The following is a 24,078-nucleotide window of genomic DNA, read 5'->3' as shown; positions in this document are numbered from 1 at the left end:
GAGCCGGTAATGAATTAGGGCATACTTTAGTTGTGTATTCCGTGAAGCAAGCAGACAAAACAAACTCAGCCGGCAAACGCAATACAGAAACAGAGGAACGAACCCGCGATCGAGTCCTTCAAGGAGTACTCTCGCACGGCCCTGTTTCTGCGGCCGCACTGGGCGAACACCTCAACCTCACCCCGGCAGCTGTGCGCAGGCATCTTGATGTACTTGAGGCCGACGCGCTGATTGAAGTTACCCTGCTCAAAAAGCACGGTGCCGGCGCAGGACGCCCCGCCCGCCGCTACGTCGTAGCACCTCAAGGCCACGCGCGTTTAGGTAACGACTACCTGCACATCGCTCGCAATGCCCTCAAAATCCTGCAAGAAAAAGTAGGAGACGCGGCACTGGCGTCCTTCGCACAAGAACGAGCAGACGACATGGAGCGTCGATACCGCCCCATCGTCGAAGCTGCCGGAACAGACATCGCCGCACGAGCAGAAGCGCTCGCAGAAGCCATGACCAAAGACGGTTTTGTGGCCTCAGCAAACAGCATGGCTCCGCCGCGACGTCAAAAACTACCCGAACACTTGCTGGCATCCATCCAGCTGTGCCAAGCTCACTGCCCCGTGCGTGATCTGGCAGAAGATTTTCAGGTTTTCTGTGACAAGGAAACCGAAATAATAGCGGATCTCCTCGGAGTGGACGTGCGCCGCCTATCAACCATGGCAGGCGGAGCGCACGTATGCACTACCCACGTACCGCTACTTCGAAGTGTAGAAACATCGGAATAAAACCTTCCACCCAAACGTTTTACACTCGCTAGAATTTTCACACCACCAGTGAAGACAACCCACCAAGAAAGGCCGTAATGACTGAACAGGTTGAGCGCAACGCGAACAACACCGTCATTTCAGAAATTCTGGAGGCTAACCCCGAGCTCGAAGGCATTGGCACTTACGAGTACGGCTGGTATGACTCTGACGAAGCTGGACAGGCTGCTAAGCGCGGTCTGAGCGAAGACGTTGTACGCGACATTTCAGAAAAGAAGAGCGAGCCCGAATGGATGCTCAATCTTCGCACCAAAGCGCTGAAGTTCTTTGATCGCAAGCCCATGCCCACCTGGGGCCCTGACTTGAGCGAAATCGATTTCGATAACATCAAGTACTTTGTGCGTTCCACTGAAGGTCAGGCTAAGACCTGGGAAGACCTTCCCGATGACATTCGCAACACCTATGAAAAGTTGGGCATTCCCGAAGCTGAGCGTAGCCGCTTGGTTGCAGGTGTTGCAGCGCAGTACGAGTCTGAGGTTGTTTACCACCAGATTCGTGAAGATCTTGAAGAGCAGGGCGTGATCTTCCTCGATACCGACACCGCTCTCAAGGAACACCCCGAATTCTTCGAAGAGTACTTCGGTTCCGTTATTCCCGCTGGCGATAACAAGTTCGCTGCCCTGAACACCGCTGTGTGGTCAGGTGGCTCTTTCGTATACGTTCCGCCGGGAGTTCACGTGGAAATCCCGCTGCAGGCGTACTTCCGCATTAACACCGAGAACATGGGCCAGTTCGAGCGCACCCTAATTATTGCTGACGAAGGTTCTTACGTTCACTACATCGAGGGTTGCACCGCTCCGATCTACAAGTCGGACTCACTGCACTCAGCAGTTGTTGAAATCGTGGTCAAGAAGAACGCTCGCGTCCGCTACACCACCATCCAGAACTGGTCGAACAACGTCTACAATCTGGTAACCAAGCGCGCGATTGCGCACGAAGGCGCAACCATGGAGTGGATCGACGGCAACATCGGTTCAAAGGTCACCCAGAAGTACCCGGCTGTTTACATGGCAGGCGAGCACGCTAAAGGCGAGACCCTGTCCATCGCATTTGCAGGCGAAGGCCAGCACCAGGACACCGGTTCAAAGATGGTTCACATCGCACCACACACCTCATCATCAATCGTTTCGAAGTCTGTTGCTCGTAACGGTGGACGCTCCGCATACCGCGGTCTGGTGCAGGTTCGTGAAGGCGCAGCGCACTCCAAATCAAACGTTGTGTGCGACGCTTTGCTGGTCGATACCATCTCACGCTCCGATACTTACCCCTATGTAGACGTCCGCGAAGACGACGTCACCATGGGCCACGAGGCAACCGTTTCGCGAGTCTCAGAAGAGCAGCTCTTCTACCTCATGCAGCGCGGCCTCACCGAAGAAGACGCAATGGCGATGATTGTTCGCGGCTTCGTAGAGCCCATCGCCCGTGAGCTTCCCATGGAATACGCTCTGGAACTTAACCGCCTTATCGAACTTCAGATGGAAGGATCAGTAGGCTAAATGTCAGAAAACAAGACTCTGGGCCATCAGGACCCCGCTATTCCCGGCATGGACCAGGAAGGCGAAAAGCTTGCAACCGAGCACGTCAGCGATGACACCATTAAGCCCGCTGGCCACAACACCGACGGCGGCGTAAAGGGCGACCCCTCACGTGCTGGACGTCCCACCTCTTACAAGGTTGAGGACTTTGAGAAGCTAACAGGTCGCGAAGAAGACTGGCGCTTCACCCCGCTCAAGCGCTTGGGTGGTTTGCACACCGAGAAACTGATCGGCGAGGCACCTGCGGTTGATGTCAAGGCACCCGCCGGCGTCACCGTTGAGACCGTCTCACGCGATGATGCACGCATCGGCACCGCGGGTATTCCCGAGGACATCGTCGCAGCTAATGCATGGTCAAACTTCTCAGAAGCAACCGTTGTCACCGTTGAAAAAGAGCAAGAGCTCACCGAACGCATCGACATCTCCATCAACGGCAAGGGCGAGAAGCTGGGCGCACAGCACATCTTCATCGAAACCAAGCCCTTCTCGAAAGCTGTTGTTGTACTGCGCCACACCGGTGACGCTGTTCTTTCACAGAACGTAGAGTTCCTGGTCGGTGACTCATCCGAGCTTCACGTTATTACCGTGCAGCAGTGGGAAGACACCGCAATCCACGCGTCCGCACAGTACGCAACCCTGGGTCGCGACTCAAAGTTCAAGCACGTGAACATCTCACTCGGCGGCGATCTGGTGCGCGTTACCCCGTCCACTAAATTCGCAGCCCCCGGCGCTGAAACCGAAATGTACGGCCTGTACTTCGTCGATGCTAAACAGCACATCGAAAACCGCCTGTTCGTTGACCACTCCATTCCCAACTGCAAGTCACGCGTCACCTACAAGGGTGCGCTGCAGGGCAAGGGTGCGCACTCCGTATGGGTAGGCGACGTTCTCATCGGCAAGGACGCGGACGGCACCGACACCTACGAGCTCAACCGCAACCTGCTACTGGAAGACGGCCCCCGCGCTGACTCAGTACCTAACCTCGAAATCGAGACCGGTCTGATCGCAGGCGCAGGACACGCATCCACCACCGGCCAGCTCGACCCCGAGCACCTGTGGTACCTGCAAGCACGCGGCCTGTCACAGCCCGAAGCTCGTCGCCTGGTAGTTCGCGGCTTCTTGAACGAAATCATTCAGCAGATCCGCATCGAAGACCTCGAAGCAGAACTCACCGACGCACTCGAAGCAGAACTGGCACTCGGTAACAACTAAGCCGCAGCAGTTCTTGCCCGAAAGCTCGAAACGAAAAGTTTGACCGCGTGCCATCGCGGGTAAAAAGTTTTAGAAAGGCATCTTTCATGTCAACTCTTGAAATCAAGGATCTTCACGTCTCAGTGATCCTCGATGATGAAAACACCAAGCAGATCCTCAAGGGTGTTAACCTGACCATCAACTCAGGTGAAATCCACGCCATCATGGGCCCCAACGGTTCAGGTAAGTCAACCCTGGCATCCACTATTGCTGGCCACCCCAAGTACGTTGTTGATTCAGGTGAAATCCTGCTCGACGGTGAAGACGTCACCGAAATGTCAGTGGACGAGCGTGCTCGCGCAGGCCTGTTCTTGGCAATGCAGTACCCCGTGGAAATCCCCGGCGTGACCATGTCAAACTTCCTGCGTTCAGCTAAGACCGCTGTCGACGGCGAAGCACCCGCACTGCGCACCTGGACCAAGGACGTCAAGGCCGCAATGAGCGACCTGCAGATTGACCCCGACTTCATCTCACGTAACGTGAACGAAGGCTTCTCAGGCGGCGAGAAGAAGCGCCACGAGATTCTGCAGCTCGAGCTGCTCAAGCCCAAGTTCGGCATCCTCGATGAGACCGACTCAGGCCTGGACGTTGACGCGCTTAAGATTGTATCGGCTGGCGTTAACCGTGCACACGAGAAGAACGACATGGGCGTTCTGCTGATTACTCACTACACCCGCATCCTCAAGTACATCAAGCCTGAATTCGTGCACGTTTTCGTTGACGGCAAGATGGTTGATCAGGGCGGTCCCGAGCTGGCTGATCGCCTTGAAGAAGAAGGCTACGTTTCATACGTCGGAAAGTAAAGATTCATGACTGAAGCAACTGAAGCTCCTGCCGGCGGACGCCCGTCGCAGGAAGAAATTGAAGAAGCACTGATGAACGTGATTGACCCCGAGTTGGGCGTCAACATTGTTGATCTCGGTCTCCTCTACGGCATGCGCTGGAATGATGATAACGCTCTGATTCTGGACATGACCCTCACCACCGCTGCTTGCCCGCTGCAGGACGTCATCGAGGAACAGGTTGCACAGAACCTGGAAATGATGATTGATGAGTGGCACGTGAACTGGGTTTGGATGCCGCCGTGGGGTCCGGAGCGCATTACTGAAGACGGTCGCGACCAGATGCGCGCGCTAGGCTTCAACATCTAGTTTGTAACTAGTGCCCGCGAGGGGTCAGTTATCGTTCAGGATTTTAAGGATTTTTGAACGATAACTGACCTCTCGTAGCGTTTAAGGTGAAAAGTTACTCCCCAAGTGCGTTTGTACTGACACTAGCGTCAGTACGTTCGCACTATGGAAGTAAGTTTTTACATAGCAGGTTTTGGGACGCGTATTCTAGCTTCGATAGAGGGATCGGAAAATTATCTCGTGCCCACGCGCATCCGGGTGGATTCCGTCTGTGAGTATTTCTGAACGGTTCTCCAGCGCAGGGTAGAGGTCAACGACATCGCGATGTGTGCGTTTACCCCAGTCAAGCAAAGCTACACGGTAGTTGCAAACATTTACTAAATCAACGTCAGCGCCAAATATACGCACTGTTTTCTCGGCATCTATCCATAGAGGAGTAAAGGTCACTGGGCGGCAACCAGCGTCCTCGAGCTTCTCGCAAAGACTTTCCAGAGCAGTCAGAATGGCATTAGCTGAAATGCCTGCAATCACATCATTAATTCCAGCGCCAATGAGAACTGTGTCGACCGATCGGGTAACAAGCTCTGGCAAGATATAGCTTTCTAAGTTGGTTAGTTTCTCACCGGGAATAGCGAAATTCCACAAACGATGCCGCTTCTCATCGCTACCGCAATGCGCAACTTTAAGATGCTGCGCCCAGCCACCGGTAATGTCGGAGCGCCCATAGGCAATGCTGTCTCCGATAACACCGATCCGCTCGGCGGCTTTGATCGGATGTGAGTCAAGGTATGCCCACGCCAAATCGCCGGAAGTTAGTTGGACGCGGCGCCGAACGTAATCGCTCACTTCGTAGGCATCAGCCTGAGCGAGTTGTTCAGATGATAAGGCAAGAATGCCACCGGTAACAGTGCTCTCGATAGAACGTTTGAGACCGCGATGAACTGAGATGTCACTGACCGCAATCACGTCCGGATCATTGATAGGAATATCAATGATCCGGACGCCAGATAAAGTGGCAGGGCTGGCTTTGAGCTGGCCACCAAAGACTTGGTGTTGAACTTTCGCATCTAGTAGCGTGCCGAAAGAAAAGAGCGTGATGGGGTCTGCCATGGCTTCAGAATACACCGGAAGTCAGAAAGTCGATTTCACATAGTGCGGAAATGTTCACTTCAGTGAAAAGTTACTCCCCAAGTGCGTTTGTACTGACACTAGCGTCAGTACGTTCGCACTATGGGAGTATGTTTTGGGTGGACAGCACGGGACCGAAGCGTACCACGCCCAACCCCAAATTTTCTTCAAAGTCAAACTGAATGCCGTTGGGTTACACCGTCATAACTGATAAGTTGACCGGTCGTTTAATGGTCACTACATTGTTAGATTCGGGCATCTCTTCGTTGCAGACGTCATTCCGCCCGTGAAGTTGCCCTTTTCTTTGAATCTCGCACATCGCCTGGAGACACCTATGACGTTCGAACTTTCAATGGTTCAAACCGCTGGATGGTCGGTTGTTCTGTTGGTTATTGGTATGTGGTTGAAGAACCGCGTCCATTTCTTTCAGCGCTTTGCTATTCCATCCCCGGTTATTGGCGGGTTTCTTTTTGCCCTGATTAATCTTGTTCTTAACCAGACCGGTCTGCTGAACATCAAGTTTGATGTGACGTTGCAGAGTTTCTTCATGGTGATGTTCTTTACCACCGTTGGCTACGGTGCGTCCTTGAAAGTTCTGAAAGCTGCTGGTTCTAAGGTTGGCTTGTTCCTGATTCTGGCGACTTTGCTGTGTATTGTGCAGAACATTGTGGCGTTTGGTTTGGCTCCCGTGGTGCACCTTGATCCGGCGCTCGCTTTGATGACTGGCTCTACTCCGATGACCGGTGGCCACGGCGTCTCGGGCGGTATCGCTCCGCTGGTTGAGCAGTCCGGCGTGAAGGGGGCTGAAACTGTTGCGTACACGGCGGCGACTTTTGGTCTGATCGCCGGTTCGCTGATGGGCGGCCCGGTGGCTAACCGCCTCATCGTTAAACACGATCTCATGAATAAAGCATCGTCAGGCTCTAAGGTTAGCGTCGATGAGTCACTGATTGCTGTTCGCAAGCGGGATCTCAATAGCGATCGCATCCTGCGTGCTTTTATTCTGATTCTGTTCGCGATGTTCCTCGGTAGCTTCCTCACCGACGGCGTTAACGCACTGATTGGACAGTTCACCGATAAGGCTGCCTTCCCAAGCTATATGGGCTCGATTGTGGTGGCGATTATCGTTCGTTACATTAGTGATCGCCGTTCATCAAAGGGCGCTGAAGAGCTGGTTCCTCCCGAAGAAATTGACGTGGTGGGTAACGTTGGTCTGAATATTTTCTTGGCGATGGCGCTGATGAACATTCAGCTGTGGCAGCTTGCTGATGTTGCTGGCCCGCTGATTGTTCTGCTGGCAGCTCAGGTAGTTCTCATGTGGCTGTGGGCTAACTTTGTGACCTTCCGTTTTATGGGTGCCGATTACGATGCGGCTATCCTGACCGCGGGGCACTGCGGCTTTGGTATGGGCGCAACCCCCAACGGTATGGCGAATATGGATTCGGTGGTGTCTAAGTACAAGCCGTCGCGTCTGGCCTTCTTTATTCTGCCGATTGTTGGTGGCATGTTTATTGACTTTACAAACCTCTTCAATATTTTGGCTTTCCTTTCCTTTGCATAGTCGCTACATTCGGTTAATACACAAGCGCCCGGGTACAGTACTCGGGCGCTTGTGTCTGTGAGCAGTCTTGCCGTTTAGGCTACATCGTGCTGGTAGACGTTGATAGTCTGCGCTGCAGTGTCTTTGTACAGGACATAGACCGTGGATCCAACTACCTCAATCTCAGGGTTAGTTCCTGAGGTGGTGACGTTCTCACCCAGTTGCGTCCACGTGTTGAGGTCGCTCAACGATGCGGAGTAGACGGCAAGGGTGCCGTTGCTTTCGGTGACGATGAACGCTTTGTCTGCTGAGATAGCCAAGGACGCCAGCGACGGCTTGGCCGGTACGCCGGTGAGGTCTGCGGTTGACTGCACTTGGCCGGTGGAGGAGAGCTGGCGCAGTTGCAGGGTGCCTGATGCGTCCAGGAGTAATTCGTAGGAACTAGAGCCTACGCTAATGAGGGACATGGTCTTCACTGCCCCGCTATCGGTGGTGGACGCATTCCAGCTACTACCTTGCAAAGTGTAGACCTTGTGGTCGCCGCCGAAGATATCGCTGACCGCCAGCTGCACGGTACCGTTGACGTTGGCGAGCGCAAAATTGCTGAGGTATTGACCGCTGACTGTCCCGCCTACCTGAGTGAAGTTACCGCCGGTTGAGGAATAGACCTTAGCTTGTGATCCATTACCGGTGGCACCTGCTACATAGAGTGTGCCGTTTGAGGACCCGAAGTACACGGGTGTGTTGCCGAGTCCTGACAGAGTAGAAACGTTGCTCCACGTACCGCCTTCGAACTTTTTGATCTCAAGTGAGCCGGTGCCATAGTTGGGCGCGGTAGCGTAAAGGGCGTCGCCTAGATAAGCCAGCTGTACGTCACCAAAGTCTCCTGAGAATGGCGACGCCGCGCCAGTCCACGCATCACCGGTTGATGTTTCAACATTCGTGTTAAATCGTCCGCTACCACCGGTTGCTGAGCTACGAGCGATGGAAGAAGAGGAGGCCGCCAATGATCCCGACGCGTTCACTGCACTTTGCGCCCCGGCACCGACCGGCGTCCAGACGCTCACAGAAGCAGTGTCGGCCTGAGAAATCTCAAGAGTAATAGAGTCAGCTGTCTCTGAGACAACTTTCACCACGATGCCGGTATTGCGTCCCTGCGCACCCACAATAGCGTTGGTAGTATTCGCCAAGTTGGCTGAGCCGTAATCGGTGACGCGGTCGGGGCTGAGTACAGCGGTTGACGGCACTAGCCCGCTGGTGGCGGTCTCAGAATCCTGACGGAAAACGTGGATGTAATCGTGAACCTGACCGTCTAGTGAAACGTTAGATTTGCCGTCATGGGTATTGTTGACGGCGTCGTTCACGCGGTAAATGATTGCACCAGAATCAGGGAGGTGAGCATCAATATTCCCCTGATATTTTGGGGTCTGCTGACGGTACTCAATGACAAAAGATTCGCTGTCGTTAAACGGTGAAGCAATGCGAATTGCCTGGTCGCCGTCTGAGCTGTACGGCTTGTGCAGGGTGATCTGCTGAGAGTGCCCGGATGCGATATCCACGGTGGGAATGGTGACCCAGCCAAGATCCTCACGCTCCTGTGCAAGAGGCCATGCGCGGTTAGCCTGTCCCCATAATGGACCAAATACCGACCGGTACGCCGCCTTGCGTATTGCCGACCTCGCCACCGCGGTAAAGGTCCCAGATACCTACGTGAAATCTGAGCTATCGGGGTAATCGGCAAGAGAATACGGCAGGGTGATGTACTCGATGGTTGTTGCGGTTTCGTCCGGATCCTGTACGTAAGAGGTCACAATTGGCCACTGGCCGTTAGAAACAGTGTCGATGTAGGTGCTCAGCGGCATGGAGTTGGTTGACACATAAGGGAAGCCGGTGGGTGCAAATTCTTGTTTGAGCGATTCCCAATAGGTGTTCTTGTCGTTGAGCATCGGCTGGTTGAGACCTGTTGCCCCATCGCCGGTGGTGTCATCAGCAAATCGGACGACAACTACACGACGTTGGCGTTGCCTTCAAGCTGTTGAGGTTCTTCCTCAATCGATGCGGCGTATGCCGGCACGGGGGAGGTCGTGTAGATAACGGGGAGGCTCCAAGCTGTGCCCGCCACAATGGTTCGGCGGGAAATCTTGGAACTCAAAACAGGGGATTTTTTTTGGGGGGGGGAAGATTTTGAGTCATGCGCACCATTATAAACAGTACGCTTGGTATCTCAAGAGGTCTAGCGAGGGCAAAGGGCACTGATTCTTTACCGTGCACGGCGAAAACAATTAGTGCCCCTTGGCCTTGTGAATAGGTTTAGAAGGTACCCGCCGTCACCAGACGATTCACCGCGGTTACATACTCAACGGTAATAGCCTCGGGATTTTGCGCTGCGCGGTCTGCAATGATTTCCAGAATGAGCTCGCGACGCTGAGCCAAAAACTGCGATTCAGCCTGCGCCAAAGCGCGCTTAAGTTCTTCTGCGCTCAGGCGGGTGCAGTAGGCGGGGGAGCCAGGCTGCTGACGCCACGCATCCGCGCTCGTGCCGCCGTCCTCGAAGAACGCGGGCTCGGCGCACCAGCCTTCGACGCAACAGCCCAAGAAACCAGCCTTTATAAGCTCACTGCCTGGCTAGAATCTCTTGCTAACTGGTTCACTACTTATGAGGGACTCACTGACCCCATGCGTCGTGCTGTAGAAGAAGCCCAGTCTCCGCTGGGCATGAAGTGCTACGACGTGATCGCTTAACTCGATGACCTACTGCAAGAAGCGAAAGCAGAAGGTGCCATCAAAGACGGGGTCACCGGCCGCGATCTCTACCTGGCAACCCTCGGCTTAGCCTGGGCGGCGCAGCACTCAGAGGATCCCAAGCGTCTTTATGAACTATTTGCACGCCGATGGATGGCTTAGAGAGCGAGCGCCCTCAATAAAAACAAGAGGTACTCATCGGTCGCTGTTGTCAATACACATCTGATTGACCTCGCGATATTGAGTACCTCTTTCGCATATCCGCCCAAGAAGCCTAGCTCTCAAACTGGCTGTTATACAGATCAGCGTAGAAACCGCCTGCATGCAGTAGTTCGGTGTGCGTTCCAGTTTCTACAATATCGCCGTCTTTCATAACAAATATGATGTCAGCGTCCTTGATGGTTGAAAGACGATGCGCAATCACAAACGATGTACGCCCCGACGCCAGCTCGCCTAGAGCTTGCTGAATCAACAGCTCGGTGCGGGTGTCAACAGACGAGGTTGCCTCGTCTAAAATCAACAGCGGGCGATCTGCCAGCATCGCGCGTGCAATAGTTAAGAGCTGTTTCTGGCCAGCCGAAATTGCCGATGAGTCTGAAAGCACGGAATCATAACCGTTAGGTAGCTGTGAAATCAGCTCATCCAAACCAACGAGTTCCACCACGCGCTCAATTTCTGCTTGAGAAACATCAGGATGCGCGTAGGCAAGATTCTCACGCACAGTACCCTCGAACAGCCAGGTATCCTGTAGAACCATGGCGAACTGCCGCTCGACATCCTCACGCGGAATCGAAGCGATGTCAACACCATCAATAAGAATTGACCCGCTGTTGACCTCATAAAAACGCATGAGCAGATTAACGAGGGTGGTTTTACCTGCGCCAGTGGGACCCACGATGGCAACCTTAGAACCGGCAGGAACATGTGCCGAGAAATCGTGAATAATCTCTTTGCCCGGCTCATACCCAAAAGCAACGTTGCGGAACTCAACCTCACCGCGCACAACCTGCTGTGCCAGCGGGGCCACATCTGTCTCATCCTTCATACGAGTCTCATCCATCAATTCGAAGACGCGAGTGCCCGCCGCTGCCGCTGACTGGAAACTCGTTGATGCCTGAGCAATCTGACCCAGCGGGTTCGTAAAGATGCGCACATACATAATGAACGCAACAACAACACCGATGGTGATATCGCCACCGACCACCAGCATCGCACCGACCACGCACACCACAACATAGCCTAGGTTGCCAATAAAGTTCATGAGAGGGAACATCAGCCCCGACAGAAACTGAGCTTTCCACGCGCTAGCGTAGAGAGCCTCATTGCGCTCGCTGAACTCAGTATTCACAGTGCCCTGAGCGTTGAAAGCGCGAATAACGGTGTGCCCGTTCAATGACTCTTCGATGTGACCGTTGAGCGCGCCGAGGTTCTGTTGCTGGGCAACGAAGTACTTCTGGCTTCGCGCCATAATAAGGCCGGAACCCACGATGCCCAATAGAGATGAGAGTATTGCGGCAAGAGCGAGTTGCCAGCTGGTTACAAACATCATGACTGCCGCACCAACCAGAGTTACCAGGCCAGTGGCCATCGAAGCAATGGAATTACTGAGGGTTTGCTGCAGGGTATCAACGTCGTTGGTGACGCGCGAGAGCGTGTTGCCTGTGGTGTTGGTATCAAAATACGACAGCGGTAGGGTGTCGATGGTTTTATCTAGGTCGCTCCGTAAAGACTGTGACACCCACGCTGTGGAGCGGGCCATGAGCACACCTTCGATAGCGCTGCATAAGAATGAGATTGGGATCAGAATCCCCGCGGTCAAAGTTAGCGACCGCACCTTATCGAAGTTAATGCCGGTCATAAATCCGGCTTGGATTTCATCGGTAATTTTTGCCAAGAAGTCCGGCATGATGACGGTGAGGATCACGCCACCGATGGCAAAAATCAAGCCGGTGATCATCATTGGAAGAACGGGACGCGCGTAGGCAAGTAGGCGGCGAAGTACCGGTCCTACGGCGATCTTGGCGCCGCCGGCGACTCCGTGAGGGGGCCCGCCGCGGTGGCCGCGTCCTTTGCCAGATTGTGCGGCAGCGTGAATAAGAGATTCTTGCCGTGCCTGCTCACTATGGGCAAGACCTGTACGGGCAGATTCTATCGCAGCATCGTGAGTGAGTGTGGTGCTCATGCCAGTTCCTCCTCTGAAAGCTGTGAGCGGGCAATCTCTTGGTAAACGGGGTTAGAGGCTAGCAACTCGCGGTGAGTTCCAAGACCTACTGCGCGGCCCTTATCGAGAACCAAGATTTTGTCAGCGTTTTTGACGGTGCCAATACGCTGAGCCACGATAACGAGTGTTGTGTCGGCGCCAGCATCATGCAGATGCGAGCGCACTAGCGAGTCGGTTTTGTAGTCGAGCGCCGAGAAAGAATCATCAAAAATCATAAGGGGCGCCTGGTATGCGACGGCTCGTGCGATGGACAGTCGTTGCTTCTGACCACCGGAGAAGTTTGAGCCACCGGATGCGACCGGGGCAGCATAGGCTTTGTCGGCGCGTTCGATGAATTCTGCTGCTTCGGCTGTCTTAGCTGCGCTGACAACCAGCTGTGGGGCGTTGTCGTGTTCAGCGTGTGAAAAGGCGATAGTGGAGGCCACCGTGCCTGAGAAGAGCGTAGATTTTTGCGGGACATAAGCGATGCCGTTGCGAAGTTCGCTTTGAGTCATGTGGCGAACGTCTGTGCCGTTGATCTTCACTGAGCCTTTACGCACATCCGAGAACCGCGGAATCAGATTAATCAGGGATGACTTACCTGAACCGGTGGAGCCAATAATTGCAAGTGTTTCACCGCGATGGACGGTGAACGAGATACCGTGCAGCGCATCGTTATCAGCACCGGGGTATCTGAAAGTGACGTTATCGAACTCGATGGCAGGGGTTTGGGTAGCTGAAGAGGGCGCTGTAGCTGAACCTGTTGGCAGGACGCTCGAGGATGCGGGCACCTGCGATGCACTAGCGTCCGCAATATCGGGCTCGGTACCTAAAACTTCGCGGACGCGCGTGTAGGAGACCCAGGCGCGCGGGGCGAAGATGAATACTGCTGCGAGCATCATGAAGGCTGAAACTACCTGCAGGGCGTAGGAGCTAAAGGCAACCATCTGACCGAAGAGGGTAACTTTGTCGCCCGGGGAGCCGGCGTCGTTAATCAGATGCGCGCCCACTCCATAGATAGCCAGCGACAGGGCGTTCATGATGACGGTCAGCATGGGCATGAGGAAGGCGAAACCGGTGTTGACAAACAAGGTGGTGTTGCGCAGATCCGCGTTGACCTCTTCAAAGCGATTGCGGTGAAAACTTTGCGACGTGTAAGCACGAATCACGCGAAGACCACTGATGTGTTCGCGGGTGACGCGGTTGAGCCCGTCCGTAATTTTTTGCATGCGCACCATGCGCGGCATAACCAGTGCAATCACAACCGCAAGCGTGATAATCGTGGCGACAACAGCGATGGCTGTGGGGACAGCCCAAGCCATTGATTGCGTGGCGATTTTTGAGGATGCCCAAATCGCCATGATCGGTGATTTGATGAGCATCTGAAAACCCATCACCACGAACATCTGAATCTGCATGACATCGTTAGTGGAGCGGGTAATCAAAGAATCAGTGCCGATATTATTCACCTGGGCGCTGGAGAGCTCAAAAGTTTTTGAAAAGACTTTCTGGCGTAGATTTTTTGCCAGTGATGTTCCCACAATGGCGGTGCAAAAGCCAGTGATAACTGCCAGCACGAGTGATCCTAGAGCAGCGCTGAGCATCAGCGCGCCATCGCCGGTGAGATCGGACGCTACTGTGCCGGGGGTAGCTACTCGCATCGTGATTCTTTGCATATAGTCGGGAACCTTCAGGTCTAAAAAGACCTGCCCCACAATGGACACTAGGGCAAGAGCTACCAGCATCCACTCCCTCTTATGCAGGTAAGAAGAATTTTGCATAAATGCAATTATCTACCTCTGCATGCAAAAACGGAGCCGGCGGCGCATCATTTTCTCTAAGAGTGATGCACAACCGACTCCGCCCAAAGAGCCGTTATGAAAACGTGGTTTACGGGTTATTCAGATCAGAAGCAGCAAAGGTGTCGCACTTTTGCATATCGCCCGAGTTGTAACCCGCCATGTACCATGCCACGCGCTGGGCGCTGGTGCCGTGAGTATAGGTTGATGAATCGGTGTGCCCCTGTGAGGTCATCTGGATGTGGTCATCACCAATCTTGTCAGCGGCGTCAATGACGCGGTTGAGCTCATCCTCAGTCATGGGCTTAACTTGCACTGGAGAGTTAGAATCTTCCTGAGCATTACGAGCCCACAAACCTGCATAGCAGTCAGCCTGAAGTTCAACGCGCACAGCACCTGAATCCGCTCCCTGAGGATCGTACTGTGAGTACTTCAGATTACCCAGCTGGTTCTGAATGTGGTGACCGTACTCATGCGCAAGAACATATTGTTCCGCGCTCTGACCACCCTGGGCGCCGAGCTGAGTCTGCATGAGGTCAAAGAACGTGGTCTTTACATAAGCAGTTTTATCAACGGGGCAGTAGAAAGGACCGGTTGATTCAGATGCATTGCCGCATCCGGTTGAAACAGTACTACCTTGAAATAGATCAAGCGCCGGCGCTGAGTACTGAATCCCCGTGTTCTCAATCAGATAATCCTGCCAGAATGCATCCAGCGAGTTCTTAGTACCCACCATGTTGCAATCAGAGTTGGAGTTCGCATCTGCACCAGTCTGACATTCTTGAGCCAGCTGGTCTTCTGCCACACCATCAACCTGTTCGTAGCTGTAACCGCCACCGTTCATCTGATTGACAGCGTTAATGCCGTCCTGGCCAAAGAGAAGCCCTGCAACGAGCATGATGAGGACGCCACCAATGCCGCCGCCAACTGCTACGCCGCGTCCGCCGCCGCCGGAACGTCGGATACCTGAAGTATCAAGTCTTGAATCGTCTGTGAATGCCATGAAATCAGCATACTTGGTGCAGGCTGTGAAAGCGGTGTTAACTCAGTGGTAATGACGGTAAATGTCACAAAAATTTGCCCGGGGCTTTGCGCCCTTTAGTTCTTGTGCTCAGATGCTGGCGATGAGACTTCTGTATCCATGAGGCCTCGGGCCGCGAGCGCTTCACCGGTTTCATGGGCGTATGCCACTGTAGAGATAATGAGCGGGGTAAAGGTACGATGCGGTGCCACTTTGACCCCGCGCGAGATGAGCGCATGCGAAATCATGGTGTGCTCATTCATAATGACGGGGATTGAACGAACCATCACCGCGATTGCCATAGCGATGCGTTCGGGTTTGACACCGAAAATTTTCAGCGGGGCACAAAGTCTCACAAACCCATCAATGATGCGCGGTAACGGGGTGGTAGTCAGCAGAACTTTGGAAAACGCCACCATGGACATCAGAGTAAGCAGTACATCAGCTCCCTGGGCGATGCTGCCGAACAAGACATAATAGGCTGCCAAAATAATAACCAGCCATTTGAGGCCCAAAAGCGTCTGCAACCACTGCTTGGGCGTAATGCCGCCGATGAGACCTACTAGGATCATCGCACTCAGCGCTACACCACCTATTACCCAGCTCTTAGTGGCAACGAGGGCAAAGCTAATAAGGATCAGCGCAATACCCTTACACCACAGCGGCGCGCGATGAATAAGAGTATCGCGATGCGAGTACGTGCCAAAGAGATCAACGCCCGTCATGCGACGCCTTGGTCAGAAGCAAGCGGTGACTGCGTCGGAAACTCTCTCGCGCACCAGTTCTCGTACTGCGCGATGACACTACGCGAGGCACCCTCAGCGTAGACTCGGCCGTTATGAATGACTACCGCGCGCTCGCATCGCGCTGCCAGATCAAGATCGTGAGTACTGATAATCAGCTGTTGCGGCAGTGTCTCAAGCAGGGCATACAGGCGAAGCTTATTGCGAAGATCCAAGAGGGTGGTCGGCTCATCGAGCAATAAAATTTCAGGTTCTACCGCAAGCACAGAGGTCAAGGCAACCAGTTGCTGCTCGCCACCAGAGAGGTCATAAATACTGTGCTCAGCACGATGTCCCACCCCGCGGGTGCTCAACAGTTCAAGAGCTGTAGCTCGGCGCCTCTCTCGGCTTAACCCTGTGCGCTGAAGAGAAAGCTCCACATCCTCAACAGCGGTAGGCATAATCAGCTGCGTCAGCGGGTTAGAAAAGAGCAACCCCACATGAGAACGAACACGGGCGGTGTGCTCTTGAACCTCAAGACCGCCAACCTGTACCGAGCCAGATCGGACTGTGTTGATTCCGTTGACCAATTTAAGGAGCGACGATTTACCGCTGCCGTTCAGCCCCAAAATAGCGGTGGACCTTGCGAAAAAGTCAACGGTCACATCACGCAAGATATCCACCTGCCCATCGGGGGTGGGGTAGCTCAGATTCACCGCGCGCAAGCTCACACCCGCATCCTTAACAAAAGAGCCGGACACGGGAGAGTCACTAGCACCACGCAAGAAAAACTTCATGACCCTAGCTTAGAGACAGACGCGGGAAAGCGCGGTGCACAGCAACGGCCACCAGCGAAGCGATAACACCCTTAATCAGGTCACCCGGCAGATAAATGGCAGCTGCACCCACGGCAGCACCGAATGAAAGATGAGCGTTGAGCATCATACCGACAATACCGCAACCCGTAATAATGATCAGACCTACACAGGTCGCAAGGAACATGCCCACCACAGCTGAAAACCCGACGCGACGCTTACGGACAACCGAGTAAGCGACTAAACCAGTGCACAGTGCAGCCGGAATGTAACCCAACAAATACCCGGCAGACGGGCCAGCAAGAACACCAACACCGGCACCACCGCGAGCAAAAATCGGCAAACCCAACAGGCCCACCACAAGGTATAACAAAACAGCCAAAGGCGCACGCCTAGCACCAAGAACCAGCGCCACAATATAAACCGCTAAATTCTGCAAGGTAATAGGAACACCCAGCGGCCCCACCGGAATAGCAGGAAGCAACGCCATTGCTGCAATCAAAGCGGCAAAAACCGCCACCAACGCAATATCAACACCGATGTTGCCAGAAGAAGCACGAGAAATCGAAGAATGAGTCGTCATGAGCAACACTATAAACAGAATTGAACGCTGTTCAAAATCAGCGCCAATACCCCCCGCCCAATGCCTCTCACCACACCACCCCCAAACCAACCCAACGACCCTTAGTGTCTTGCGATTCACCCTCACACCTCACCGCACACCCTGCATAAGAACCCGCCCGACCGCTAAACTAGTAAGTTGGCGCTCCTCGCACAACCCGCGCTCGCCACCATCACACCCTACGAATAAGGAACATCATCAGTGATTACTGTCAACAACCTTGAACTACGCGCAGGCGCCCGCCTGCTCATGGACGAGGTCAATTTTCGTATTGATAAAGGCGATAAAATTGGTCTAGTGGGGCGAAACGGTGCGGGTAAAACCACCATGACTAAGGTGCTTGCTGGCCAAACCCTTCCCGCTGACGGTAACGTCACCCGTTCGGGAAAAATCGGCTACCTTCCGCAGGATCCTAAAGTTGAAGACATGACCCAGCTGGCCAAAGACCGCATTTTTTCTGCCCGCGGCCTGGACGGTGTTGCTCGCAAAATGCGCCAAGCGCAAGAAATGATGGCGAGCGAAGATATCAAAGAGCACGAAAAAGGTATGCGCCGCTATGACCGTCTTGAGGCTGAGTTTATCGCCGGGGGTGGGTACGCTGCGGAGTCGGAGGCCGCAACCATTACGCATAACTTGGACCTTCCCGAGCGCATCCTCAACCAGCCACTGTCAACGCTTTCCGGTGGTCAGCGTCGACGCGTAGAGCTCGCTCGCATCCTGTTTTCAGATGCCGATATAATGCTGCTTGATGAGCCCACCAACCACTTGGATGCTGATTCTGTCATGTGGTTGCGTGACTTCCTCAAGAACTTCCAGGGCGGTCTACTGGTTATTAGCCACGATGTCGAGCTGATGGAACTCGTTGTCAATAAGGTTTTTTACCTGGATGCTAACCGTGCGGTTATTGATATTTACAACATGGGATGGAAGAACTACCTGACCCAACGTGAGCAGGATGCTGCGCGTCGCAAACGCGAGCGCGCTAATGCCGAGAAAAAGGCTGATGCTCTTATGGCTCAGGCTGAGAAAATGCGTGCAAAGGCTACGAAAGCAGCTGCTGCTCAGCAGATGATTAAGCGCGCTGAAAAGCTGATGCGTGGCCTTGAAGAGGAGCGTCAGGTCGATAAGGTTGCAGCTATTCGCTTTCCTGATCCAGCGCCCTGCGGTAAGACCCCGTTGACTGCCCAGGAGCTGTCGAAGTCCTACGGCTCACTCGAAATTTTCACGGATGTCGATCTTGCTATTGACCGTGGCTCGCGCGTGGTTGTGCTGGGTCTCAACGGTGCCGGTAAGACCACTTTGTTGCGGATGCTCGCTAAGACTACTCAGCCCGATACCGGCGAGGTTACTTATGGTCACGGTGCAAAGGTTGGTTACTTCGCGCAGGAACACGAAATTCTTGATCACGATCGCACTGTTTTTGAGAACATGAAGTCAGCTGCCCCTGATCTTGACGATACCCGTGTGCGCACTATTTTGGGTTCGTTCTTGTTCTCCGGGGATGATGTTGATAAGCCTGCCGGTGTGCTCTCCGGTGGCGAGAAAACTCGTTTATCGCTGGCTACCTTGGTGGCGTCTTCGGCGAATGTTCTGTTGCTGGATGAGCCCACAAACAACCTTGACCCGGCCTCTCGAGAAGAAATTCTCAATGCGCTAGCGAGCTATAAGGGCGCTATTGTGATGGTTTCTCACGATGAGGGTGCTGTTGAGGCTTTGAGTCCTGAGCGTGTGCTTCTGCTGCCTGATGCTGTAGAGGATCTGTGGAGCAAGGACTATCAGGATCTTATTACTTTGGCCTAGCGTATAGGCAGAAGGCGGTTATCGCGGATGCGGTAATCGCCTTTTTCGTGCCATTTTTGGTTTATGTGGGAAGCAACAAACAGGCAGATTGCGTCTCAAATTATGACGTTATGTCAGTCACTAAAATGTGGGAATCGGGTTGATAAATCAACAAAACCCACATTTTGGGCTTGTGTGGGTTTCAAAATATCCTTGAAATGTGGTTTTTTAAGGATTTACTATTTTTACATAGCAAGAAATCCTCGCGTTGAGGATCTTGCGAAAGATGTTAGAAAAAAACGTACACCACGCAAGATGTGGTTACGGCAAACCCATCAAGGGAGATTCACAAAGACGTTGAGTCACCCGTGAAAGGATGTAAGACAAATGGTAGTAGGCGAGCACTCAATGTACCCCGCAATCACTTCAGAAGATGCTGAGGTTGATGTTTTCTGGCCCGAGGCTGAAGACAACTAATTCTTTGCACGTTGGGGAACGTGCTGATATACGTGAAAAGCTCCGGGGTGAGACTGCTAGGCAGTCTCGCCCCGGAGCTTTTTGATGTGTAGGTATAAATCCTAATGCCACAGGTTTGATAGCCATTGGCTGGGGAATGTGTGGATTACGGCAAAATAGGCGAGCGCAAACCACAGGATGTAGACGGTGACTGCGGAGGTGAGAATGTTTTCCCTCGCTGATCCTGCATCGCCAAGTACGGGCAGTGAGAAGTAGCCGCTTTTGCGCCAGATTTTAGTTCCAACCGGGGGCTTGATGGTGATAGGCCAAAGGATGTTAACGCCGCGGGTGGTCATCATGTCGCCGATAATGTGCATGACGCATCCGCAGAATATTGCCCAGGGTACTAGTGAGAGGCTGTCTGTTTGCCAGGCGAGGTAGCCCAAGCCAATGGCGCCTAGCCAGCCGCCTGGTGCTTTGAAGACGCGTAGCGCAAGTCCGCCGGCAAAAGCTGTGAGCGCAAGGGAGACCCAGGGGATTCCATTGTGTGTCAAGGTCTGAGAGAAGTAGGCAAGAGCCCAAAAAGCTAAAACTCCGAGGATGGAGTGAGTGCCTTTCCGGTGCCCGCCGCTGAGGGTGGCTATCAAAGCGGTGATGATATTAGAGAAAGGCGGGATGGAATGTGCAATGGTGCCTTTGCGATGGTCGGCGTCGGGGAACATTCCTGCCCCTGCGCAGGCAAGAGTGGTGACCACAAGCGTCCCGGTATCTTGGTGAGGGGTGATGCCCAGCTCGGTTAGGGCTAGCCACGCGCCGGCCGCAGTAACAGAGTGCGAATAACCCATCATAAGATGCTGTGCCCCTTAAGAAGTAAATAATGTAGTCAGGGCATAAAAATAGCACAATTAGAATATATGTTCTAATTGTGCTATTTCGGTTGTACCCAGCACATAACCTGCGGTTCAGGTGCTACTGACCGAGGGAGTCTAAGAGGGCATCTTCTTCTTCCTCATCGGTTCTAAACTTTTTCTTCTTTTGAGGTTTCGGACGCATGATTGACTTCAGGTGAGAGGGCATGTCGTCAACCATCTGCATTTTGCGAATGATGATTTCCTCATCTTCCTCGCCAATGTAGTTGCCGTTCTCGTCGTAAAACTGCTGGTAGTACTGATCAAGTTCTGCGGCGAGCTGAGCGTCCAATTCATCGTTGCGAACTTTCTGGCGGGCTGACCACCCGTACACCACGTAAATCAGCACAGCGAAGGAGTACCACTGCATGGAATACGACAGGTTAGGGCCGTTATCTTGCTCCGGTTCGTCCTTTTCAATCGGAGTATTGGGTACTTCGGGATCTTCGCTTACTAGAAGTCCATAGGCTGCCTCACCCACGGGGATCCCCGTCATCTCTGATAATTCGGGTAAGTCGATGGATGCAATCTGCCCGGCCGGTGCATCGCGGCCGGTGTCCTGTTCGCCGTTGTGGTAGCGCGCAACAACGGTGGTGTGTCCTGAGGGAGGCGCCCCGATTTCAGTTGCGGTGGAGGACGCATCGCCAAAGCCAGCGGGAACCCAACCGCGGGAGATAAGAATATTATCGCCCTCATCGGTTGTAAAAGGAACGAGCACTTCGAAACCGTTGTTACCGTTATAGGGGCGGTTGCGAGCTAGGATCTGCTGGTCAGGGTGGTATTCACCTGACAGTTTTACCGGCTGCCACTGAAGCTCGCCGTCGAAATTTGAGAAGATTCCCCGATGCTCTGTGTAATCAATGGGATCAGCGTGAAAGTTTTGCGCAATCAGTTGGTTGCGGTGGTCAACGGCTTCTTTGCGTCCCATCTGCCACCCTGCTAGTTGCACGCAGATGATCGAGAAAACTACGCACAATAAGAATGCGCCAATCCATTTTCCGGTGAGAAGAAAGCGGTAGCGATGCACAAAGATACCTTTGGTCTATGAGTTGGGTGGCGGATGCGAGGGAGGTCGTCGCTCGCGGAGCTTTTATTCTACGCTTCTTGGGTGAAGGGCTGGGTGTCTTTGAGGAAGTCTCGTGAGCGCAGAAAGTCTTCGAGGTAGGTGCGGTGCTCGTTGCAGGCGAGCCAGATCTTGCGACGTTCTGGTGTGTGGATTTTGGGGTTATTCCACAGTACCTGCCAGGTAGCATCGGCTGTGCACCCTTTACGGGAGCACATAGGGGCGGGTGTCTTATCGGGTTGAGATGTATTGAGCGCGTCGAAGATATTCATGAGGCGTCCTTGAGTGTTGTGGGGGAGTCTGTGACTACTTCACCGTCGATGATGACCGGCTCGTCCGGGTTGCTATTGCGGTGAGCATCAGGGTGCGGATCTTGAGTAGCTGATTCGCCCGAGCTGTCTTGAGCTTGCTTTTCGTGAGCATTGGAGGTGAGCGCTAGTTGCTGCTCTTCGGTGAGGTAGGCCATGAAATCATTGGACTGCTGCCTGTCGTTACCGTTAGCAACAACGACAGCTACCCACGGTAGGATGCCGGCTAGGGCTACGAAGACCCACCGTAGCCAACCGTCGACAAAGACTGCTGCAATAATGCAGACGATGCGCAAGAACATGCGAAAAGCGTATTCGCGAGCGCGTTTATCCACTGAATTCGAGTGTTTTTCGCTGGCGTCTGTAATTGAATATACGTCGCGAGCGACAGTGCTGCCGTAGCCGGCTTCGGCTAAATCTTCGGCTGTCCACACTTTACGAGATGACATGGTTTCTCACTCCTCACCGACTTCAACATTAGCGTATGAGGTTCAGTGAGACGAGTTGTCAGAATTAGCCTGACCGGCGGGTCTAAGCCTGACGCGATTATTTGAAAATTTTCAGGAAAAATTCTAAATTTTAGCCCGCTAGCATATGCGCCCACAGCGTAAGATTGCTAATGAAATAAGAGACACGACAACGTCAGGAACCTGTTTAATGACTTCTCCCAAGACTGTTTTGGTCACCGGTGGCAACCGCGGCATTGGTTACGCTATTGCAACTGAATTCAAGAATGCTGGTCACAATGTTTGCATTACCTACCGTTCGGGTGAGCCACCGGCAGAGTTCTTCTCGGTTAAAGCTGACGTTACCGATACCGCGTCCATCGATGCTGCGTTCAAAGAGATTGAAGCTGAATTTGGTCCTGTAGAGGTTTTGGTTGCTAATGCGGGTATCACCAAAGACACTTTGCTCATGCGCATGAGTGAAGAAGATTTCACCTCCGTTATCGACACCAACTTGACCGGCGCTTTCCGCGTGGTCAAACGAGCTACTAAGGGTATGCTCAAGCTCAAGCGCGGACGCGTCATCCTGATTTCATCGGTTGTTGGTTTGTATGGCGGCATGGGTCAGGTTAACTACTCATCCTCTAAGGCTGCTCTGGTTGGTATGGCTCGTTCCATTACCCGTGAGTTGGGCTCACGTAACATCACAGCAAACGTGATCGCTCCCGGTTTTATTCAGACCGAGATGACCGATGTTCTGCCTCAGGAAACCAAGAAGCAGTACGTAAATTCGATCCCTGCTAAGCGTTTTGCGCAGCCCGAAGAAGTGGCGCAGGTTGTCCGCTGGATTGCCTCCGATGAAGCGTCCTACATTTCAGGTGCTGTTATTCCGGTTGACGGCGGCCTCGGTATGGGCCACTAAGCTGAGCCCCGCTAGCACCACATTTTTTACGAAAGAAGAGATAGAGACTAATGACTGAGCTTTCAGGCAAAACCATCATCATTACCGGTTCATCGCGCGGTGTAGGCGCTGATACCGCACAGATTCTGGCTGAATCAGGCGCGAACATCATCGTGAACTACCGTTCAAAGGCGCCTCGCGCTAACAAGGTTGTTGCTGCTATTGAAGAGGCAGGTGGCAAGGCAACTGCTGTGGGTGGCGATGTAACCAACCCCGAGGATGTTCAGAACCTCATCAGCACCGCTATCGATACTTACGGTTCGCTGGACTACCTGATTCTTAACGCATCGGGTGGCATGGAGACCAATATGGGTGAAGATTATGCGATGCGTTTGAACCGCGACGCGCAGCTGAACTTTGCGCGTGCTGCAGCTGAGCGCATGAGCGAGGGCGGACGCATCGTCTTCGTCACCAGCCACCAGGCTCACTTCATCCACGACGTTGAAACCATGCCCGAATACAAGCCGGTTGCAGAGTCAAAGAAAGCTGGCGAAGAAGCTTTGCTGGCTGAGATTCCTGCACTGAAAGAAAAGGGCATCTCACTCGTTGTTGTTTCAGCCGATATGATTGAAGGCACTGTTACCGCAACCCTGCTCAACCGTCTACGCCCTGGTGCTTTGGACGAACGACGCGAGGCAGCAGGCAAGCTGTACACCGTCAATGAGTTCGCGCACGAAGTTGCCAAGATGGTCACTGCCGATGTTGAAACCGGCCACATTGAGCTGGTCGGTGGCGCTAAGGGCTTCATCGACTAAACGTTCTCAACCGAGTTTGAGACTCTATAAAAATCTCCGCCTCTAATATTTAGAGGCGGAGATTTTTGCATCCTGAGTTCCT

General features: G+C 53.4%; 24 protein-coding genes. 9 read left to right on the top strand and 15 right to left on the bottom strand.

The features are described from left to right. Window positions 1-41 precede the first annotated feature (41 nt). The 5 genes from IDM49_RS06635 (at window position 42) to IDM49_RS06615 (ending at window position 4,752) form a co-directional block, all read left to right on the top strand. Complete coding sequence (locus tag IDM49_RS06635) at window positions 42-776, top strand: helix-turn-helix transcriptional regulator (RefSeq protein ID WP_228008029.1); 735 nt, start codon at window positions 42-44, stop codon at window positions 774-776. Between the two features lie 77 nt (window positions 777-853). After that, on the top strand, window positions 854-2,311 hold the full coding sequence (gene sufB, locus IDM49_RS06630) for a Fe-S cluster assembly protein SufB (RefSeq protein WP_168613984.1): 1,458 nt from the start codon (window positions 854-856) through the stop codon (window positions 2,309-2,311). After that, the gene (sufD, locus tag IDM49_RS06625; protein WP_190723946.1) at window positions 2,312-3,562 is read left to right on the top strand and encodes a Fe-S cluster assembly protein SufD; all 1,251 of its coding nucleotides are present in this window, start codon (window positions 2,312-2,314) and stop codon (window positions 3,560-3,562) included. It begins immediately after the preceding gene. 86 nt (window positions 3,563-3,648) lie between these two features. Further along, a complete protein-coding gene (gene sufC / locus IDM49_RS06620) occupies window positions 3,649-4,404 on the top strand; it encodes a Fe-S cluster assembly ATPase SufC (RefSeq protein ID WP_168613982.1) in 756 nt (251 codons plus the stop codon). A gap of 6 nt (window positions 4,405-4,410) precedes the next feature. Further along, window positions 4,411-4,752, top strand: a complete 342-nt coding sequence (locus IDM49_RS06615; protein ID WP_168613981.1) for a metal-sulfur cluster assembly factor — start codon at window positions 4,411-4,413, stop codon at window positions 4,750-4,752. A 186-nt stretch (window positions 4,753-4,938) separates the two neighbouring features. Here IDM49_RS06615 and IDM49_RS06610 read toward each other — a convergent pair whose 3' ends face one another. Beyond that, window positions 4,939-5,841: a GDSL-type esterase/lipase family protein gene (locus IDM49_RS06610; protein ID WP_190723945.1), complete on the bottom strand. Its 903-nt coding sequence runs from the start codon at window positions 5,839-5,841 to the stop codon at window positions 4,939-4,941. A gap of 352 nt (window positions 5,842-6,193) precedes the next feature. Here IDM49_RS06610 and gltS point away from each other — a divergent pair, with 352 nt between their 5' ends. Then, window positions 6,194-7,420, top strand: coding sequence for a sodium/glutamate symporter (gltS, locus tag IDM49_RS06605; RefSeq protein ID WP_190723944.1), 1,227 nt, complete (start codon window positions 6,194-6,196; stop codon window positions 7,418-7,420). A gap of 74 nt (window positions 7,421-7,494) precedes the next feature. Here gltS and IDM49_RS06600 read toward each other — a convergent pair whose 3' ends face one another. The 10 genes from IDM49_RS06600 to IDM49_RS06555 all read right to left on the bottom strand — a co-directional run bounded on the left by IDM49_RS06600 (window position 7,495) and on the right by IDM49_RS06555 (window position 17,281). Continuing rightward, complete coding sequence (locus IDM49_RS06600) at window positions 7,495-9,084, bottom strand: hypothetical protein (RefSeq protein ID WP_190723943.1); 1,590 nt, start codon at window positions 9,082-9,084, stop codon at window positions 7,495-7,497. A 21-nt stretch (window positions 9,085-9,105) separates the two neighbouring features. Then, the gene (locus IDM49_RS06595) at window positions 9,106-9,345 is read right to left on the bottom strand and encodes a hypothetical protein (protein WP_190723942.1); all 240 of its coding nucleotides are present in this window, start codon (window positions 9,343-9,345) and stop codon (window positions 9,106-9,108) included. A 59-nt stretch (window positions 9,346-9,404) separates the two neighbouring features. Next, window positions 9,405-9,551: a hypothetical protein gene (locus tag IDM49_RS06590; RefSeq protein WP_168613977.1), complete on the bottom strand. Its 147-nt coding sequence runs from the start codon at window positions 9,549-9,551 to the stop codon at window positions 9,405-9,407. Between the two features lie 158 nt (window positions 9,552-9,709). Further along, the gene (locus IDM49_RS06585) at window positions 9,710-9,994 is read right to left on the bottom strand and encodes a hypothetical protein (RefSeq protein ID WP_190723941.1); all 285 of its coding nucleotides are present in this window, start codon (window positions 9,992-9,994) and stop codon (window positions 9,710-9,712) included. A 421-nt stretch (window positions 9,995-10,415) separates the two neighbouring features. Next, window positions 10,416-12,323, bottom strand: a complete 1,908-nt coding sequence (locus IDM49_RS06580; protein WP_190723940.1) for an ABC transporter ATP-binding protein — start codon at window positions 12,321-12,323, stop codon at window positions 10,416-10,418. Continuing rightward, a complete protein-coding gene (locus tag IDM49_RS06575) occupies window positions 12,320-14,122 on the bottom strand; it encodes an ABC transporter ATP-binding protein (RefSeq protein ID WP_190723939.1) in 1,803 nt (600 codons plus the stop codon). Before IDM49_RS06575 ends, IDM49_RS06580 begins: the two co-directional genes overlap by 4 nt. 109 nt (window positions 14,123-14,231) lie before the next feature. After that, on the bottom strand, window positions 14,232-15,143 hold the full coding sequence (ypfJ, locus tag IDM49_RS06570; protein ID WP_190723938.1) for a KPN_02809 family neutral zinc metallopeptidase: 912 nt from the start codon (window positions 15,141-15,143) through the stop codon (window positions 14,232-14,234). A gap of 95 nt (window positions 15,144-15,238) precedes the next feature. Continuing rightward, window positions 15,239-15,886, bottom strand: coding sequence for an energy-coupling factor transporter transmembrane component T family protein (locus tag IDM49_RS06565; RefSeq protein ID WP_190723937.1), 648 nt, complete (start codon window positions 15,884-15,886; stop codon window positions 15,239-15,241). After that, the gene (locus IDM49_RS06560) at window positions 15,883-16,614 is read right to left on the bottom strand and encodes an energy-coupling factor ABC transporter ATP-binding protein (RefSeq protein ID WP_228008028.1); all 732 of its coding nucleotides are present in this window, start codon (window positions 16,612-16,614) and stop codon (window positions 15,883-15,885) included. Before IDM49_RS06560 ends, IDM49_RS06565 begins: the two co-directional genes overlap by 4 nt. A gap of 70 nt (window positions 16,615-16,684) precedes the next feature. Beyond that, the gene (locus IDM49_RS06555; protein ID WP_168613969.1) at window positions 16,685-17,281 is read right to left on the bottom strand and encodes a biotin transporter BioY; all 597 of its coding nucleotides are present in this window, start codon (window positions 17,279-17,281) and stop codon (window positions 16,685-16,687) included. A gap of 240 nt (window positions 17,282-17,521) precedes the next feature. On the opposite strand from IDM49_RS06555, the gene abc-f reads away from it, so the two are divergent. Beyond that, window positions 17,522-19,120: a ribosomal protection-like ABC-F family protein gene (abc-f, locus tag IDM49_RS06550; RefSeq protein WP_168613968.1), complete on the top strand. Its 1,599-nt coding sequence runs from the start codon at window positions 17,522-17,524 to the stop codon at window positions 19,118-19,120. A gap of 557 nt (window positions 19,121-19,677) precedes the next feature. Here abc-f and IDM49_RS06545 read toward each other — a convergent pair. The 4 genes from IDM49_RS06545 to IDM49_RS06530 form a co-directional block, all read right to left on the bottom strand. Continuing rightward, window positions 19,678-20,403, bottom strand: a complete 726-nt coding sequence (locus IDM49_RS06545) for a metal-dependent hydrolase (RefSeq protein WP_168613967.1) — start codon at window positions 20,401-20,403, stop codon at window positions 19,678-19,680. Window positions 20,404-20,524: 121 nt separating this feature from the next. Continuing rightward, window positions 20,525-21,490 carry an SURF1 family cytochrome oxidase biogenesis protein gene (locus IDM49_RS06540; RefSeq protein ID WP_168613966.1) on the bottom strand — a complete coding sequence of 322 codons (966 nt, stop codon included), beginning with the start codon at window positions 21,488-21,490 and terminating at the stop codon, window positions 20,525-20,527. Window positions 21,491-21,558: 68 nt separating this feature from the next. After that, a complete protein-coding gene (locus tag IDM49_RS06535) occupies window positions 21,559-21,798 on the bottom strand; it encodes an acetone carboxylase (protein WP_168613965.1) in 240 nt (79 codons plus the stop codon). Then, window positions 21,795-22,283: a DUF3099 domain-containing protein gene (locus tag IDM49_RS06530; protein ID WP_190723935.1), complete on the bottom strand. Its 489-nt coding sequence runs from the start codon at window positions 22,281-22,283 to the stop codon at window positions 21,795-21,797. Before IDM49_RS06530 ends, IDM49_RS06535 begins: the two co-directional genes overlap by 4 nt. A 208-nt stretch (window positions 22,284-22,491) precedes the next feature. Here IDM49_RS06530 and IDM49_RS06525 point away from each other — a divergent pair, with 208 nt between their 5' ends. Both IDM49_RS06525 and IDM49_RS06520 read left to right on the top strand, forming a co-directional pair. Then, a complete protein-coding gene (locus tag IDM49_RS06525; protein WP_168613963.1) occupies window positions 22,492-23,202 on the top strand; it encodes a beta-ketoacyl-ACP reductase in 711 nt (236 codons plus the stop codon). Window positions 23,203-23,252: 50 nt separating this feature from the next. Beyond that, complete coding sequence (locus tag IDM49_RS06520) at window positions 23,253-23,996, top strand: SDR family oxidoreductase (RefSeq protein WP_190723934.1); 744 nt, start codon at window positions 23,253-23,255, stop codon at window positions 23,994-23,996. Window positions 23,997-24,078: the final 82 nt, after the last annotated feature.

Origin of the sequence: Rothia terrae (assembly GCF_014705925.2) — a bacterium.
Classification (GTDB): domain Bacteria; phylum Actinomycetota; class Actinomycetes; order Actinomycetales; family Micrococcaceae; genus Rothia; species Rothia terrae.
Note: the sequence above shows the minus strand (reverse complement) of the source record. Positions and strands in the feature narration are given on the sequence as shown.